This window comes from Streptomyces sp. NPDC057474 (genome assembly GCF_042802555.1).
In the GTDB taxonomy this organism is placed as follows: domain Bacteria; phylum Actinomycetota; class Actinomycetes; order Streptomycetales; family Streptomycetaceae; genus Streptomyces.
The window spans coordinates 1-15143 of record NZ_JBHVDX010000240.1; the positions used below are offsets into that span (position 1 = coordinate 1).

Sequence of the window (15143 nt, forward strand, 5' to 3'; positions counted from 1 at the left end):
GCTTGGAGCGGGTCATCAGGCGGGGCTCTCCGGGTTCTGCGGGCTCTGCGGGCTCGACGGCTCCTGCGGGCTCTGCGAGTTCTCCGGCGTGGACGCGGCCGGCTCGACGGGCGCCGGGGACGCCGGGCCGTCGGCGACGGTGTCCGTGCCGGAGCCCGGAGCGGGGCCGGGAGCGCCGGATTCGGAGGGCGAGGGCGAGGGCGGGGGCGAGGCCGAGGGGCTGGGGTCGACCTTCGGCGGCTCGGACGCGGAGGCGGACGGCTCGGGGTCCTTCACGCCGGGGCTCGGCTTCGGCTTCGGCGTCACGCCGGCGCTGGGCCCGGCCGAGGGCTTGGAACTGGCGGACTTCTCCGGCTGCTTGGCCTTGCCCGACGAACCGGTCGGGGACTTGCCGGCGGGCGAGGACGTCGCTCCCGTACGGCCCCCGCCGGGACCCGAGTCCGGTACGGAGCCGTCCGCCTCGTCGGACCGGTCGTCCGACTCGGCCGGCAGCGGAGGTGTGTCCACCTTGCCCGCCGGCTTGTCGTCCTTCTGCATCGGCACCGGCAGCCAGGGCGCGTCCGAGTTGCCCGACACCAGCGTGCCGACGATGACCACGGCGTACGCCGCGCAGGCGGTGCCGACGGCGATACCGAGCCGCCGGTAGAGGTTCCTGCGCCGACCCGACTCGTCGACGAAGACCGGCCCGTCGGAGTCCTGACCGGCACCCGCCGCGTCCCCGTCCTTGCCGGCGTGCTTGCCCGGTACCTCGTCCACTTCGCGCCCCACACCGTCGAGTTGCACGGTCACCTCGTGCGGATCGTGATTGCGGCCCGGCTGATCGGGCTGCTCCCAGGGCGCCGGGACGACACCCGACCGCCCCGCCGCACCGCCCGGAGCCCCGAGGGCCCCGGAATCGGTCGGCTGCCGAGGCACTCCGACACGGGCGCCCGACTGCTTGGAGGTCCCCGCCTGCCCGGAGACCCCCCTCCCGTGGTCCCGCTCCATCCGGGAGACCGCTCCCGTTCTGCCGACGGCCTCGGGCCAGACCACCTCGCCCCCGGAGCCACTACCACCACGGCCTCGACCGAGGCCTTCGCCTTCGCCATCGGTCCGCTTCGGCTGAATGCCCTTGGGCCAGTTCTCGACGTGCACGCACTTCCCCCCACGGGATCGTTCCGGGTGCGTGTTCGATGCCGGGCTGTCGCACTTTCCTGTACCGGACCGGGCCCCCACCCGATCCGGGGCGCCCCGCTCATCACACGCACCCGGGTCAACGAATGTAGGGGTGGGAGAGATGTGCGTGTGTGGCAGGTCATATGAAGGTCATCATGATGAGTGCATCTGTGGGCGGAATCCACCCGTCCTCCGGATCTGATAGCCATACTTCCGCCCGCGCCAACTCGACGGCTGCCCGCCGCAACGCGTCGAGCCCCGGATGCGCGAGCCCCTTCCGCCACACCAGCGAGACGGGCGACAGCGGTACGGGGTCGACGAGCGGTCGCGACACCGTGCCCGGCATGGGCGGGAAGTCCACCACCGCCAGCACCGGCGACCTCGTCTTGGCCATGATCCGCTGGAACTCCTCCTCCCCCACGGCCAGCGGGGCGGGCGCCGCGACCTCGATCCCCCGCCCCTCGAACAGCCTCCGCGCCAGATCCGTCCACTCCGGCGTACGGGGATTCCCGGCCCCCGCGTACACACGCTCGCCCGCGAGTTTTGCCAGCGGTACGGCGTCCAGCCCGGCCAGCCGGTGGTCCTCGGGCAGGATCACCGTCATCGGCTCGTACCGCACCGGCTGCTGTTCGAGCCGCGCCCGCACCGCCGGTTCGAGCCCCGCGAACCTCCCGAACGACACATCCAGCCGCCCCGCGAGGATCTCGGCCGCCGCATACGTCAGCCCGCTCTCGTACCGCGCCATCAACTCCAGCTCCGGCACGAGTTCACGGGCCCGCCGCAGCACCCGCACCCCCGTGGCCAGCCCCGGCGAATTCAGATCCACCAGCAGGGGCCGCACCTGCCGAAACGCGGCCACCAACTCCTCCTGCGCCTCCAACACCCGCCGCGCATAAGGCACCAGCCGCTCCCCGTCCCCCGTCAACACCACCTGCCGAGTGCTCCGCACGAACAACTCCACCCCCAACTCCCGCTCCAGCCGCCGGACATCACGGCTGAGAGCCTGCTGAGCGACATAGAGCCGAGCGGCGGCCCGGGTGAAATGCAGTTCCTCGGCGACGGCGAGAAAAGCGCGGAGAAGACGAGGCTCAACGGCAAAGGGGGCAGCGGACATCCGGCGAATTTACAACCGGGGTGCGTGAATCACCACGGAGTAGGTGTTGGACGGTGGATCACGAGCCGGGCGACGGTGGACGCATGCCGACTCCCCCGCCCGAAAGGGCCCACGCTTCAAAACGCCGCGCAACAGGAGCGCCCCCGAAAGGGAGCGGGGCTGTGACATTTGCGGCTCCGCCGCGTGGGCGCGACCAGTCACATCAAACCCGCACCCGCCGGCGGACCCACACCCCCACCCCCTACCGCACCCTCTTCCGAACCCCCGGCACCCGAGCCTTCACCCTCGGCAACCTCATCGCCCGCCTCCCCATGGGCATGTTCAGCGTCAGCGCGATCCTCATGATCGCCGCCTCCCGAAACTCCTACGCCCTGGCCGGCGCGGTGGTCGCCACCGGCCTCGCCGCGACCGCCCTCGTCGTCCCCTGGACCGCCCGCCTGGTGGACCGCCACGGCCAGGCCAGGATCGCCGTCCCCGCCACCGCACTCGCCTGCCTCGGTGCCCTCGCCCTGATCGCCTGCGTCCACTGGAACGCCCCCGACTGGACCCTCTTCGCCTCCTACGCGGCCACCGCCACGGTCCCGAACACAGGCGGCATGTCCCGAGCCCGCTGGGCCCACCTCCTGAAGGACGACCCGGCCGCCCTCCACACCGCCAACTCCTTCGAACAGGCGGCGGACGAGCTCTGCTTCATGCTCGGCCCCGTCGTCGCGGCCTTCCTCTGCACCACACTGTTCCCCGAGGCCGGCACCCTCGTCGGCGCCATCCTCTGCATGACCGGCGTACTGGTCTTCGCCGCCCAGCGCACCACGGAACCGCCCCCCACCGGCCGTACGACCTCGAGGTCCCCGCTCCGCACCCCCGGCATCCCGCCTCTCCTCGCCGTCTTCCTCGCCACCGGCGCGGTCTTCGGCTCCCTGGAGGTCGTCACCATCGCCTACGCGGACGCCCAGGGTCACGCCTCGGCGGCGGGCGTGATCCTCGGCCTCCAGGCGGCCGGCTCCTGCGCGGCGGGCCTGGTCTACGGCGCCCTGCGCGTGACGGGCCCCGCGGAACGCCGTTTCCGCCGGTGCCTGGCCGCGATGACCGCCCTGATGGCCCTGCCCTGGCTCACCGCCACCACCACCGGCTCCCTCCTGTTCCTCGCCCCGGCCCTCCTCCTCGCGGGCATGGCCACCGCCCCCACGATGGTCACCGCCATGTCCCTCGTCCAACGCCGAACCCCCGAGGGCCAGTTGAACGAGGGCATGACCCTCGCCGTCACCGGCCTGCTCGGCGGGATAGCGGGCGGATCGGCGCTGGGCGGCTGGGTAGTCGAACACGGCCCGGGAAGCGGTGCCGGTACCGGCACCGCAGGCTTCGCGCTACCCGTGGCCGCAGCGGCCCTGGCATTCCTGATCGCCTCAGCACAGCACTCGACCGAACGAACCTCCGTTCGGCCATCCGAACGTCGGACGAATTCCCGTCCGTCCCATTGACGTGCCCCCAGCCCGCCCCTACCTTCCGTCGAAGCGCTTCGACGTCACGCATCGAAACGATTCGACCACGCCGTTCGACGACCGTCGTACGGCCGCCGCGTGGCGCCCCGAGAACCATCCGACTCCCCCGGAGGCACAGGATGTTGACGGCACGAAGGCGTGTGACGGCGGTTGCGGCGACGGCCCTGAGCGGGGTCCTGCTGCTGGCCTCCTGCGGCGGTTCGGAGAGCGGCGGTGGCGGTGACGGCGACACCCTCCGCCTCTGGCACTACGAGGGCCCCGACAGCGCGATGGGCGTGGCCTGGAACGCGGCGATCGAGGAGTTCGAGAAGACCCACCCGGGCGTCAAGGTCGAGTTCGAGGAGAAGGGTTTCGAACAGATCCGGAAGACGGCGCCCATGGTCCTCAACTCCTCCGACGCGCCCGATCTCATGGAGTACAACAAGGGCAACGCGACCGCCGGGCTCCTCTCCAAGCAAGGGCTCCTCACCGACCTCAGCGCCGAGGTCACGAAACGCGGCTGGGACAAGAAGCTCAGCGCGGGCGTGCGGACCACCAGCCAGTACGACGCCAACGGCGTCATGGGCTCCGGCAAGTGGTACGGCGTGCCGAACTACGCCGAGTACACGATGGTCTTCTACAACAAGGACCTCTTCGAGAAGCACGGCATCGAGGAGCCCACGTCCCTGGCCGAACTCACCGCCGTCATGGACGAGTTCGTCGAAGCGGGCATCACCCCGCTCGCCAACGCGGGCGCCGAGTACATGGCGCAGCAATACCTCTACCAGCTGGCGCTGACCAAGGCGGACCGGGCCTGGGTGGACTCGTACGAGCTGTACAAGGGCGAGAGCGACTTCCACGACGCCGCGTGGACGTACGGGGCGGAGACCTTCGCCGAGTGGGTGAAGAAGGGGTACATCAGCGAGAAGTCGACCGGGACGAAGTCCGAGGACGCGGGCGTCTCCTTCATCCAGGGCAAGGCGCCGATCCTGTTCTCGGGGAGCTGGTGGTACGGCCGGTTCAAGGCGGAGAACACGTTCGACTGGGGCACCTTCCTGTGGCCCGACACGAATCTCACGCTCGGCTCCGGCGGCAACCTCTGGGTCGTCCCGAAGGGCGCGAAGAACAAGGAACTCGCCTACGACTTCATCGACATCACCATGTCGGAGAAGATCCAGAACCTGCTCGGCGACAAGGGCGGCGTCCCGGTGGCCGCCGACCCGGCCGCCATCACCGACCCGCAGGCCAAGGACCTGATCGCCGACTTCAACGCCCTGTCCGAGAAGGACGGCCTGGCCTTCTACCCGGACTGGCCCGCCCCCGGCTTCTACGACGTCCTCGTCTCCGAGACCCAGAAGCTGATCACCGGCAGCGCGGACCCGGACGCATACCTGGACGCGCTCGGGGAGGCGTACGAGAAGGACGTACCGGAGCAATGACGGCGACCGTCGAACAGGGGGCGGCGGTCGGCAAGGAGGGACACGCCGGCCGCCCGCACCGTCACCGTCACCGTCCCCCCGACTCCTACGCGCTGTTCCTCCTCCCCGGCGCGCTCGCCTTCCTCGCCGTCGTCGTCGTCCCGTTCCTGATGAACACGGGCGTGAGCTTCACCGACTGGCAGGGCGTCGGCAGCCCGGAGTGGTCGGGGCTCGCCAACTACCGGGAGCTGATGGGCGACTCGGACTTCTGGGCGTCGTTCCGGCACAGCCTGTTCATGGTGGTGGCGATGGCCGCCGTACCGACCGCGCTCGGGCTGGTCCTGGCCGCCGCCCTGTTCGACTTCGTCGGCAAGCACTTCGGCAGCCGGGTCACCGCGGTCCTGCGCGCCTGCTTCTACCTCCCCCAGGTGCTGCCGATCGCGGTCGCCGGCATCGTCTGGAGCTGGATCCTCGCCCCCGAGAACGGCTCCCTGAACGAGCTGCTGCAGACGGTCGGGCTGAGCGGATGGCAGCAGGACTGGCTCGGCGATCCCGACCTCGCCCTCTACACCGTCATGGCCGTGATGGTGTGGGTGCAGCTCGGCTTCCCGCTGGTCGTCTTCATGGCGGGCCTGCAACGCGTCGACCCGGCGCTGTACGAGGCCGCCGAGCTGGACGGCGCCGGCTGGTGGCGCCGCTTCCGGCACATCACGCTGCCGCAGATCCGGCCCGAGATCCATGTCGTCCTGCTGTGGTGCACGATCGCCGCGCTCAAGGTGTTCGGCGCGGTGTACGTGCTGACGAAGGGCGGCCCCGGCGGCGCCACCGACGTGCCGTCCTACTTCTCCTTCACCACGTTCTTCGAGAAGACCCAGGTCGGCTACGGCGCCGCGATCTCCACCGTGCTGACCGTGATCGTCCTCGCCCTGGCCCTGATCGGCCTGAAGCTCCAGACCCGCGCCGAGGACGCCGAGGAGGGAACCCGCGCATGACCGCCGTCCGCCGCTATCCGGTCCTCGTGGCCCTCTGCGTCGCCGCCCTCTTCATGATCGTCCCGTTCCTGATCGTGGCGGTCAACGCGGTGAAGTCCCCGGCCGAGTACTCCCGGAGCGGTCCTCTGAGCCTCCCCGACGGCTTGTACCTGGACGGGCTGAAGGACTTCTGGGAGCGCGTGGACTACAGCCAGAAGCTCTTCAACTCCGTGCTGATCAGCGGCTCGGTGGCGGTGCTGGCCGTCGCCCTCTCCGTGCTCAACGCGTACGCGATCGGCATCGGCCGGCTGAGGGGCCGTACCTGGATCCTGGCCTTCTTCGTGCTGGCGAACATGTTGCCGCAGGAGGCGCTGGTCTACCCGGTGTACTTCCTCTCCAAGGAAGCCGGCATCTACGACACCCGCCTCAGTGTGGTCATCGTCTTCACCGTCATCCAGGCGGCCTTCGGCACGTACCTCCTCGCCTCGGTCCTCGGACGGTTCCCCCGCGAGATCGTCGAGGCGGCCCGGATCGACGGCGCGACCAAGTGGCAGATCCTGTGGCGGATCGTCGTCCCCGTCAGCCGCCCCACCCTCGGCGTGCTCCTGGTCTTCTTCTTCATCTGGACCTGGAACGAGTTCCTGCTCCCCCTCGTCATGCTGATCTCCAACGACAACCAGACCGTGTCGGTGGCCCTCGGCGTCCTCCAGGGCCAGCGTCTGATGGACGCCACGATGACCAACGCGGCGGCTCTGCTCGGCCTGCTCCCCGCCCTCGTGTTCTTCCTCCTCTTCCAGCGCACGCTCACCCGCGGCATCGCCGTGGGAGCCGTGAAGTAGGCCGTGACGTAAGGAGATTCCCCCCACATGAAGTTCACCGACGGCTACTGGCTGCTCCGCGAGGGTGTCACCGCGGCCCACCCGGTCGAGGTCCTCGACGTCACCGCCACGGACGGCGGCGCCCTGGAGGTCCACGCCCCGACCCAGCCCATCCGCCACCGCGGCGACCTGCTGAAGGGACCGGTCGTGACGATCAGCGCCCACGCCCCGATGCCCGACGTCATCGGCGTCACGTTCACCCACTTCGAGGGCGAGCGGCCACGCGGCCCCCAATTCGAGCTGACCACCGAGGAGTTCACGCCCCACACCTCCTACGACGACGAGCACGCCACCCTCACCGCCGGAGATCTGTCGGTACGTGTCTCCCGCACCGGCCCCTGGCACGTCGACTTCCTCGCCCACGGCCGCACCCTCACCACCAGCGGCCCCAAGTCGATGGGCATCATGCGCGAGGCGTCCGGCGCCCACTACCTCCGCGAACAGCTCAACCTCGGCGTCGGGACCTCGGTGTACGGCCTCGGCGAACGCTTCGGCCCGCTCGTCAAGAACGGCCAGGTCGTCGACATCTGGAACGCCGACGGCGGCACGGCCACCGAACAGGCCTACAAGAACGTGCCGTTCTATCTCACCGACGCGGGCTACGGCGTCTTCGTCGACCATCCCGGCAAGGTGTCCTTCGAGGTCGCCTCGGAGGTCGTGTCGAGGGTCCAGTTCAGCGCGGAGACCCAGCAGTTGACGTACTACGTCATCTACGGCCCGACCCCGAAGGACATCCTCCGCAAGTACACGGCCCTCACCGGCCGCCCGGCCCTCCCGCCCGCCTGGTCGTTCGGCCTCTGGCTGTCGACGTCCTTCACCACCTCCTACGACGAGGAGACGGTGACCTCCTTCATCGAGGGCATGCGGGAGCGCCGGCTCCCTCTCTCCGTCTTCCACTTCGACTGCTTCTGGATGCGCGAGTTCCAGTGGTGCGACTTCGAGTGGGACCCCCGGGTCTTCCCGGACCCGGAGGGCATGCTGGCCCGCCTCAAACGCCGCGGCCTGCGGATCAGCGTCTGGATCAACCCGTACATCGCCCAGCGCTCCCCGCTCTTCGCGGAAGGCAAGGCCCTCGGCCATCTCCTCCGCCGACCCGACGGCAGCGTCTGGCAGTGGGACCTCTGGCAGCCCGGCATGGCCCTCGTCGACTTCACCAGCCCGGCGGCCCGCGAGTGGTACGCGTCGAAGCTGGAGGCGCTGCTCGCCCAGGGCGTCGACTGCTTCAAGACCGACTTCGGCGAGCGGGTGCCCCTGGACGTCACCTGGTCCGACGGCACGGACCCGGAGCGGATGCACAACTACTACACCTACCTCTACAACCGCACGGTCTTCGACGTCCTCCGCAAACACCGGGGCGAGGGCGAGGCGGTGCTCTTCGCCCGCTCGGCGACGGTCGGAAGCCAGCGCTTCCCCGTCCACTGGGGCGGCGACTGCGAGTCCACGTACGAGTCGATGGCCGAGTCCCTGCGGGGAGGGCTGTCGCTGGGGCTGTCGGGCTTCGGCTACTGGAGCCACGACATCGGCGGCTTCGAGGGCACCCCCTCCCCCGCGCTCTTCAAACGCTGGATCGCCTTCGGCCTGCTCTCCTCCCACAGCCGTCTGCACGGCTCGTCGTCGTACCGGGTCCCGTGGCTCTTCGACGACGAATCGGTCGACGTACTGCGGACGTTCACACACCTGAAGCTCAGCCTGATGCCCTACCTCTACGAGGCCGCGCGCACGGCTCACACCGAGGGCGTCCCGATGATGCGCGCGATGATGCTGGAGTTCCCGGACGACCCGGGCTGCGCGCACCTGGAACGCCAGTACATGCTCGGCCCCGACCTCCTCGTGGCCCCCGTCCTCAGCGACGAGGGCGACGTCACGTACTACGTCCCCGAGGGCACCTGGACCCGCTTCCCGACCGGCGGGACGGTCACCGGCCCCCGCTGGGTCCGCGAACACCACGACTTCACAAGCGTGCCGCTCCTGGTCCGCCCGGGCGCGGTCGTCCCGGTCGGCGCGGTGACGGACCGCCCGGACTACGACCACGCCGACGGGGTCACCCTGCACGCGTACGGCCTCGAACACGGCGCCCAGGTCACCGTGCCGGTGGGCGATGTGACCTTCACCGTCGTACGGGAGGGAAACGTGCTGCGGGCGTCGTGCGGCGACCCGAGGGCGCCGTGGGGCCTCGTGGTCGTGGACCGGGAGGTCCGGGCGGAGGCGGGCACGGGCTTTCTGACGATGGACCTGGACGGGGATCCCAACGGAAATCCGGTCGGAAAGCCGGTCGGAGATCCGGGTGGAAAACCGGTCGGAGATCCGGGTGGGAATCCGGGTGGAAAACTGGTCGGAGATCTGGGTGGAGATCCGGGTGGAAATCCGGTCGGAGATCCGGGTGGAGATCGGGGTGGAAATCCGGTCGGAGATCCGGGTGGAAGTCCAGGTGCAAACCAGGGCGGGGAAGGAACGGGGTCGGTGTGACGGTGAAGATCACGGACGTGGCCCGGCACGCGGGTGTCGCTGCCAGCACCGTCTCGTACGCCCTGAGCGGCAAGCGGCCGATCTCGGCGGAGACCCGGGCGCGGGTGGAGGCGTCCATCCGCGAGCTGGGTTACCGTCCGCACGCGGGCGCCCGGGCGCTGGCCAGCAGCAAGTCCAAGGTGCTGGCGATGGTGGTGCCGTTACGGGCCGGGATCAACGTGCCGGTGGTCATGCAGTTCGCGGTCTCGGCGGTCACGACGGCCCGCGAACACGACCACGACGTCCTGCTGTTGACTCAGGAGGAGGGCGAGGAGGGCCTGCGCCGGGTGGCGGACACGGCCCTGGTGGACGCGCTGATCGTGATGGACGTCCAACTCCACGACCCCAGACTGCCGTTGCTGCGCACGCTGGACCGCCCGTCGGTACTGATCGGCTTCCCCGCCGACCCCTCCGGCCTGACCTGCATAGACCTGGACTTCAAGACGGCGGGCGAGCTGTGCGTCGAGCACCTGGCCGGGCTGGGCCACCGCGTGGTAAGCCTGATCGGCTCCCCGCCCGAGGTCTACGTCCGCCAGACCTCCTTCGCCCAACGCGTCGTCCAGGGGTTCACCTCCGCCGCCACCCGCAACGGCATGTCCTCCACGGTCCACCCCTGCGAGGCCACCGCGGCGGCCGCCCGCGCGGTGGCCGAACGCCTCCTCCGCGAACAGCCGGCCCTCACAGGCGTGGTCATCCACAACGAGGCGATCCTGGAACCCCTCGTCGAGGCCTTCGAGCACCTGGGCCTACGCGTCCCGACCGACCTCTCGGTCACGGCCCTCTGCCCGAACGACCTCGCCGACAACCTCCGCGTCCCCCTCACCTCGATCGCCATCCCGGCAACCGAGGTGGGCGAGCAGGCAGTCGCCCTCCTGATGAAAAAGCTGGCCGGCACCCCCGTACCCCAGGCCACCCTGCTCCCACCCCGCCTGACTGTCCGGGCGAGCACGGCCCGCCGGGTGACCGGGTGACCGGGTGAGGAATGACGAAAGCCCCGCTGCTGTGTCGCAGCGGGGCTTCGCCCACATGGGAATTGTGGAGATGGCGGGAATCGAACCCGCGTCCAACGGTGTGGAATCAGGGCTTCTCCGTGTGCAGTTCGCTGTGCTTTTCTCAGCCCCGGCAATCACGCGAACAAGTCGCCGACGGGCTCAGTCACTGTTAGATTTCCCTCTTCACCCCGTGACCGGGATCAAGGTTTAGTCCCCTAGCTGATGCCAGGATCCGGGTCGGGAACACTCCCGGGCTGACACTCCCTTTAGTAAGGAGCAGTCGCTTCGCTACCTGAGATCAGGCGGCGAGAGAGAACTGCTGCTTGGGAGAATCGCTGTTGGAATTGGCGATTATTTTTTTCGGCCTGTGGTTTACGAGATCGTGGCCGCTTCCTCGACACGCTTCCCCTGCTTCGACATCCGCTGTCGAAACCGATCATCCCCATGTTGTTTTTTCAATCCCTCCGAAGAGGGGTGCGCACCCGCTGTGAGGTGCAGATGCCATCGTACGTGACCAACGCGAGCGCATGCCACCGTATTCCCCGTGGCTACGCGTCGCGCTGCTTCCGCTTCGCCGCCGCGATCGCGCGGTCCGACTCCCGCCGGTCCTGCTGCTCCCGCAGCGTCTGCCGCTTGTCGTACTCCTTCTTGCCCCGCGCGAGAGCGATCTCCGCCTTCGCCCGGCCGTCCTTGAAGTACAGCGCGAGGGGAATGATCGTGTGACCCGTCTCCTGCGACTTGGCCTCCAGCTTGTCGATCTCCTCGCGGTGCAGCAGGAGCTTGCGCTTGCGGCGCGCGGAGTGGTTGGTCCAGCTGCCCTGGTGGTACTCGGGGATGTGGGCGTTGTGCAGCCACGCCTCACCCCGGTCGATCTGGACGAAGCCGTCGGCCAGCGACGTCCGGCCCTCGCGCAGCGACTTGACCTCGGTACCGGTGAGCACGAGCCCGGCCTCATAGGTGTCGATGATCGCGTAGTCGTGCCGGGCCTTCTTGTTCTGTGCGACGATCTTGCGCTTGCCGCCCTTCTCGCCGTCCCTGCCCTGTGCGGCCGCCCCGCCCTGCTTGGGCTGGGACTCCTTCGGTACGTACATTCCCTTGCTCATAGTGCCGCCCATTTTCGCACTACGAAGGGGGTCCGCGGGAAACCGATTAACGGGAGCGGCGACCAGCGGGAACGCGAGGGGGCGGGGCGGCTACTGCCCGAGGCCGCTCAGCACCGTCTCGGCCCGCTGGAGGGCGTCCTCGTCCGCCTCCAGGTCCGGGGTGATGCCTCGGCCGTCGACGCCCCGGCCGGAGGGGGTGCGGTAGTGGCCGACGGTCAATTCGGCGACGGAGCCGTCAGGGAGGCGGCTCGGCATCTGGACCGAGCCCTTGCCGAAGGTGCGGGAGCCCACGACCACCGCGCGGCCCCGGTCCTGGAGGGCTCCGGTGAGCAGCTCGGCCGCGCTCATCGTGCCGCCGTCGACGAGCGCGACCAGAGGGCTGGTGGTGTCGCCGCCGGGTTCGGCGTGCAGGGCCTGCTGCTCGCCGTTGACGTCGTACGTGGCGACGAGGCCGCCGTCGAGGAAGGCGGAGGCGGCGGTGACGGCCTCGGAGACCAGGCCGCCGGAGTTGCCACGGAGGTCGAGGACGAAGCCTGCCGCATCGGCGGACTGCTCGACGGCGGCTCGTACGACGTCGCCGGAGCCCTTGGTGAACGCGTCGACCGTGACGACGACGACCCCGCCGGCGGTGCGGCTCACGGTCACGTCCTCGGTGGAGAGGCGGGCCCGGCGCAGGGTCTCGTGCCATGTCCGGGTGCCGCGCCGCAGCTCCAGCGACACCTTCGTACCGGCGGCCGCGCTCTCGGGGGTCTCGCTGTTCTCGGTCCCCCCACCGATCGCGTCGCCGCGGAGTAACGAGACGACCTCGGTGACCGGACGCCCGTCGACCTTCTCGCCGTCGACGCCGACGAGCCGGTCGCCCGCGCGGATCCCGGCGCCGGCGGCGGGCGAGCCGTCCTGCACCCGGGTCACCTCGATACGGCCGTCGCGCCGCAGCCGGGTCCAGAGCCCGACGCCGGTGTACTCGCCATCGAGGGCCTCCTCGAACTGCTCGTACTCGCCCTCGGAGTAGACCGTGCCCCACCGGTCGCCGCTGCGGCTGACGGCACGCTCGGCGGCCTCCACGGGGGACTCGCCCTCGGCCATGGCCTCGGCGGCGGCGTCGGCGACGTCCTGCTCCTTGTTGGCCGGGGCGGAGCGGGAGGGGTTCGCGACGGCCGTGGTCCCGCGGTACTGCCCGTCGAAGGAGCCGGTCGCGGCGCCCGTGGCGAGCACGCTCGCGAAGACCAATGTCAGGGCGGCCCCGCGGCGGATGCGGCGGGGCTTGGAGAACAGGTCGCGGCCTGACATGTCGGCGAGTCTAGGACAACGCGAAGGGCCGCACCGGCCCTTGCCGGTACGGCCCCAGGGGCATGCGTCACACCTTCAGGTACTTGCGCAGCGCGACGAACGCGGCCAACGCCGGCATCAGGAAGCTCACCGTGAGGATGAGCGGCAGCTTGACGAGGACCGCGTCCCAGCCGACGAAATTGATCAACGGCAGGTTGGTGGACAGTGACACTCCGTTGTCGATCACGAAATACTGCCCCAGGAGCAGGAAGGCGCAGGCGACCGTGCCGCCGATGATCCCGGCGACCGCGGCCTCCATGATGAACGGCGCCTGGATGTAGAAGCCCGAGGCGCCCACCAGCCGCATGATCCCGATCTCACGACGACGGCTGAACGCCGAGACACGCACCGTGTTGACGATCAGCAGCAGCGCCACGACCAGCATGACCGCCATCACACCGCGCGCCGCCAGGTTCAGGTACCCCAGAAGCCGGAACAGGTTGTCCAGGATGCCCTTCTGGTCCTGGACCGACTGCACACCGTCACGGCCGTTGAAGGCGCTCGCGATGACCTGGTACTTCTCCGGGTCCTTCAGCTTGATGCGGTACGACTCCTGCATCTGGTCCGGGGTGAGGCTGCTGGCCAGCGGGGAGTCGCCGAACTGCTCCTTGTAGTGCTTGTACGCCTGGTCCTGCGACTCGTAGACGACGTTGTCGACGACCGACATCTTGTTCAGATCGGACTTGATCTGGTTCTTCTGCTCGGTCGTGACGGCGCCCTTGGCGCAGTTGGGGTCGGACTCCGCGTCGCTCTTGTTGCAGAGGAAGACCGACACGTTGACCTTGTCGTACCAGTAGCCCTTCATCTGGCTGACCTGGTCGCTCATCAACAGCGATCCGCCGAACAGGGCGAGGGAGAGGGCGACGGAGACGATGACCGCGAAGGTCATCGTGAGGTTGCGGCGGAGACCGACACCGATCTCCGACAGGACGAACTGGGCGCGCATGGCGTCTCGCTAAGCCTTTCCGTGGACTGGGGCGGTCAGTGCTGGTAGCCGTAGACGCCGCGCGCCTGGTCGCGGACGAGGCGGCCCTTCTCCAGCTCGATGACGCGCTTGCGCATCTGGTCCACGATGTTCTGGTCGTGGGTCGCCATCACGACGGTGGTGCCCGTCCGGTTGATCCGGTCGAGCAGCTTCATGATGCCGACGGAGGTCTGCGGGTCGAGGTTGCCGGTGGGCTCGTCCGCGATCAGGAGCTTGGGCCGGTTCACGAAGGCCCGCGCGATGGCCACGCGCTGCTGCTCACCACCGGACAGCTCACCCGGCATGCGCTCCTCCTTGCCGCCGAGGCCGACCAGATCCAGCACCTGCGGCACGGACTTGCGGATCTCGCCGGGCGACTTGCCGATGACCTCCTGCGCGAAGGCGACGTTCTCGCCGACCGTCTTGTTCGGCAGCAGCCGGAAGTCCTGGAACACCGTCCCGAGCTGGCGGCGCATCTGCGGCACCTTCCAGTTGGACAGGCGTGCGAGGTCCTTGCCCAGGACGTGCACCTGCCCCTGGCTGCAGCGCTCCTCTCGGAGCATCAGCCGCAGGAAAGTGGACTTTCCGGAGCCGGAGGACCCCACGAGGAACACGAACTCGCCCTTCTCGACCTCCAGGGACACATCCCTGAGTGCGGGGCGGGTCTGCTTGGGGTAGACCTTGGACACGTTGTCGAATCGGATCACGGATGCACCACAAGCCGTCGGGAATGGATGACGTGACTGTACCGTCCCCGGCCCAGTAAGGGGCGCGGGCTGTGACCATGTGCGGCTCCGCCGCGTGGGCGCGACAAGCCCCCACCGGCCCGCAGCCGCGAGACAAAGGGCACCCACCCCTTTCCGAGGCCCCCGCGCAACCTCCGGAGGAACCTGGCACAGTGGTGTGGAGGAACGGTCCGGTTCCGCGAAGCGTTGAGGTAGGTGTGAGGCCATTGCAAGGAGGGCGAGGCGCATGACGTACGACCGGTTGGTGTGCGCGAACTGCGCGTCCCCCGTCGCCGAGGGCCGCTGCCATGTGTGCCGGGCCAGCCGCGAGCGACTCCAGCAGGAGAACCCCTTCGCGAGCCTGAGCCCCATGACCCTGATCGCCCTCCTGGCGATCCTCATAGCGGCAGTGGCGCTGCTGGCGCACCAGACGGCATAGGCATAGGGCGCGCGCCGGCACAGGGCGTGCGCGGCGCAGGACGTACGACGAAGGCCCGGGGCTGGCTGCCCC

13 protein-coding genes and 1 other RNA gene are annotated in these 15143 nt (G+C 69.4%); 7 read left to right on the forward strand and 7 right to left on the reverse strand.

Translation table 11 applies throughout. The features are described from left to right. Nucleotides 1-15: 15 nt before the first annotated feature. A complete protein-coding gene (locus ACFU53_RS40345) occupies nucleotides 16-1134 on the reverse strand; it encodes a hypothetical protein (protein WP_384004408.1) in 1119 nt (372 codons plus the stop codon). Nucleotides 1135-1294: 160 nt separating this feature from the next. After that, nucleotides 1295-2269 carry a LysR family transcriptional regulator gene (locus ACFU53_RS40350; protein WP_384004410.1) on the reverse strand — a complete coding sequence of 325 codons (975 nt, stop codon included), beginning with the start codon at nucleotides 2267-2269 and terminating at the stop codon, nucleotides 1295-1297. An 83-nt stretch (nucleotides 2270-2352) separates the two neighbouring features. On the opposite strand from ACFU53_RS40350, the gene ACFU53_RS40355 reads away from it, so the two are divergent. The 6 genes from ACFU53_RS40355 (at nucleotide 2353) to ACFU53_RS40380 (ending at nucleotide 10490) form a co-directional block, all read left to right on the forward strand. Then, nucleotides 2353-3747 (forward strand): MFS transporter, encoded by a 1395-nt coding sequence (locus tag ACFU53_RS40355; RefSeq protein WP_384004412.1) that lies wholly within the window; start codon nucleotides 2353-2355, stop codon nucleotides 3745-3747. A gap of 140 nt (nucleotides 3748-3887) precedes the next feature. Further along, nucleotides 3888-5186 carry an extracellular solute-binding protein gene (locus tag ACFU53_RS40360; RefSeq protein WP_384004414.1) on the forward strand — a complete coding sequence of 433 codons (1299 nt, stop codon included), beginning with the start codon at nucleotides 3888-3890 and terminating at the stop codon, nucleotides 5184-5186. Beyond that, on the forward strand, nucleotides 5183-6157 hold the full coding sequence (locus ACFU53_RS40365) for a carbohydrate ABC transporter permease (RefSeq protein WP_384004416.1): 975 nt from the start codon (nucleotides 5183-5185) through the stop codon (nucleotides 6155-6157). Before ACFU53_RS40360 ends, ACFU53_RS40365 begins: the two co-directional genes overlap by 4 nt. Next, on the forward strand, nucleotides 6154-6975 hold the full coding sequence (locus ACFU53_RS40370; protein ID WP_384004418.1) for a carbohydrate ABC transporter permease: 822 nt from the start codon (nucleotides 6154-6156) through the stop codon (nucleotides 6973-6975). The genes ACFU53_RS40365 and ACFU53_RS40370 overlap by 4 nt, the downstream gene beginning before the upstream one ends. A gap of 27 nt (nucleotides 6976-7002) precedes the next feature. Next, nucleotides 7003-9480: an alpha-xylosidase gene (yicI, locus tag ACFU53_RS40375; protein WP_384004420.1), complete on the forward strand. Its 2478-nt coding sequence runs from the start codon at nucleotides 7003-7005 to the stop codon at nucleotides 9478-9480. Continuing rightward, nucleotides 9477-10490 (forward strand): LacI family DNA-binding transcriptional regulator, encoded by a 1014-nt coding sequence (locus tag ACFU53_RS40380; protein ID WP_384004422.1) that lies wholly within the window; start codon nucleotides 9477-9479, stop codon nucleotides 10488-10490. Before yicI ends, ACFU53_RS40380 begins: the two co-directional genes overlap by 4 nt. A gap of 62 nt (nucleotides 10491-10552) precedes the next feature. Here the strand turns inward: ACFU53_RS40380 and ssrA are convergent. The 5 genes from ssrA to ftsE form a co-directional block, all read right to left on the reverse strand. Continuing rightward, nucleotides 10553-10955, reverse strand: a transfer-messenger RNA (tmRNA) gene (ssrA, locus tag ACFU53_RS40385). A gap of 104 nt (nucleotides 10956-11059) precedes the next feature. Next, nucleotides 11060-11602, reverse strand: a complete 543-nt coding sequence (gene smpB / locus ACFU53_RS40390; protein ID WP_384004430.1) for an SsrA-binding protein SmpB — start codon at nucleotides 11600-11602, stop codon at nucleotides 11060-11062. 102 nt (nucleotides 11603-11704) lie between these two features. Further along, nucleotides 11705-12904 (reverse strand): S41 family peptidase, encoded by a 1200-nt coding sequence (locus ACFU53_RS40395; RefSeq protein WP_384004424.1) that lies wholly within the window; start codon nucleotides 12902-12904, stop codon nucleotides 11705-11707. 67 nt (nucleotides 12905-12971) lie between these two features. Further along, on the reverse strand, nucleotides 12972-13889 hold the full coding sequence (ftsX, locus tag ACFU53_RS40400) for a permease-like cell division protein FtsX (RefSeq protein ID WP_384004426.1): 918 nt from the start codon (nucleotides 13887-13889) through the stop codon (nucleotides 12972-12974). A gap of 35 nt (nucleotides 13890-13924) precedes the next feature. Then, complete coding sequence (gene ftsE / locus ACFU53_RS40405; RefSeq protein WP_384004428.1) at nucleotides 13925-14614, reverse strand: cell division ATP-binding protein FtsE; 690 nt, start codon at nucleotides 14612-14614, stop codon at nucleotides 13925-13927. A gap of 265 nt (nucleotides 14615-14879) precedes the next feature. Here ftsE and ACFU53_RS40410 point away from each other — a divergent pair, with 265 nt between their 5' ends. Further along, entirely contained in the window at nucleotides 14880-15071 is a 192-nt protein-coding gene (locus ACFU53_RS40410; RefSeq protein WP_005486830.1) for a hypothetical protein, read from the forward strand. The last annotated feature ends 72 nt before the right edge of the window (nucleotides 15072-15143 follow it).

Bases quoted from the DNA above. Each gene is read 5' to 3' on its own strand.
- ACFU53_RS40365 (WP_384004416.1), top strand. From the start codon at position 5,183: ATGACGGCGACCGTCGAACAGGGGGCGGCGGTCGGCAAGGAGGGACAC.
- ACFU53_RS40410 (WP_005486830.1), top strand. From the start codon at position 14,880: ATGACGTACGACCGGTTGGTGTGCGCGAACTGCGCGTCCCCCGTCGCC.
- ACFU53_RS40360 (WP_384004414.1), top strand. From the start codon at position 3,888: ATGTTGACGGCACGAAGGCGTGTGACGGCGGTTGCGGCGACGGCCCTG.
- ftsX (WP_384004426.1), bottom strand. From the start codon at position 13,889: ATGCGCGCCCAGTTCGTCCTGTCGGAGATCGGTGTCGGTCTCCGCCGC.
- ACFU53_RS40370 (WP_384004418.1), top strand. From the start codon at position 6,154: ATGACCGCCGTCCGCCGCTATCCGGTCCTCGTGGCCCTCTGCGTCGCC.
- ACFU53_RS40350 (WP_384004410.1), bottom strand. From the start codon at position 2,269: ATGTCCGCTGCCCCCTTTGCCGTTGAGCCTCGTCTTCTCCGCGCTTTT.
- ACFU53_RS40395 (WP_384004424.1), bottom strand. From the start codon at position 12,904: ATGTCAGGCCGCGACCTGTTCTCCAAGCCCCGCCGCATCCGCCGCGGG.
- ACFU53_RS40355 (WP_384004412.1), top strand. From the start codon at position 2,353: ATGCCGACTCCCCCGCCCGAAAGGGCCCACGCTTCAAAACGCCGCGCA.
- smpB (WP_384004430.1), bottom strand. From the start codon at position 11,602: ATGTACGTACCGAAGGAGTCCCAGCCCAAGCAGGGCGGGGCGGCCGCA.
- yicI (WP_384004420.1), top strand. From the start codon at position 7,003: ATGAAGTTCACCGACGGCTACTGGCTGCTCCGCGAGGGTGTCACCGCG.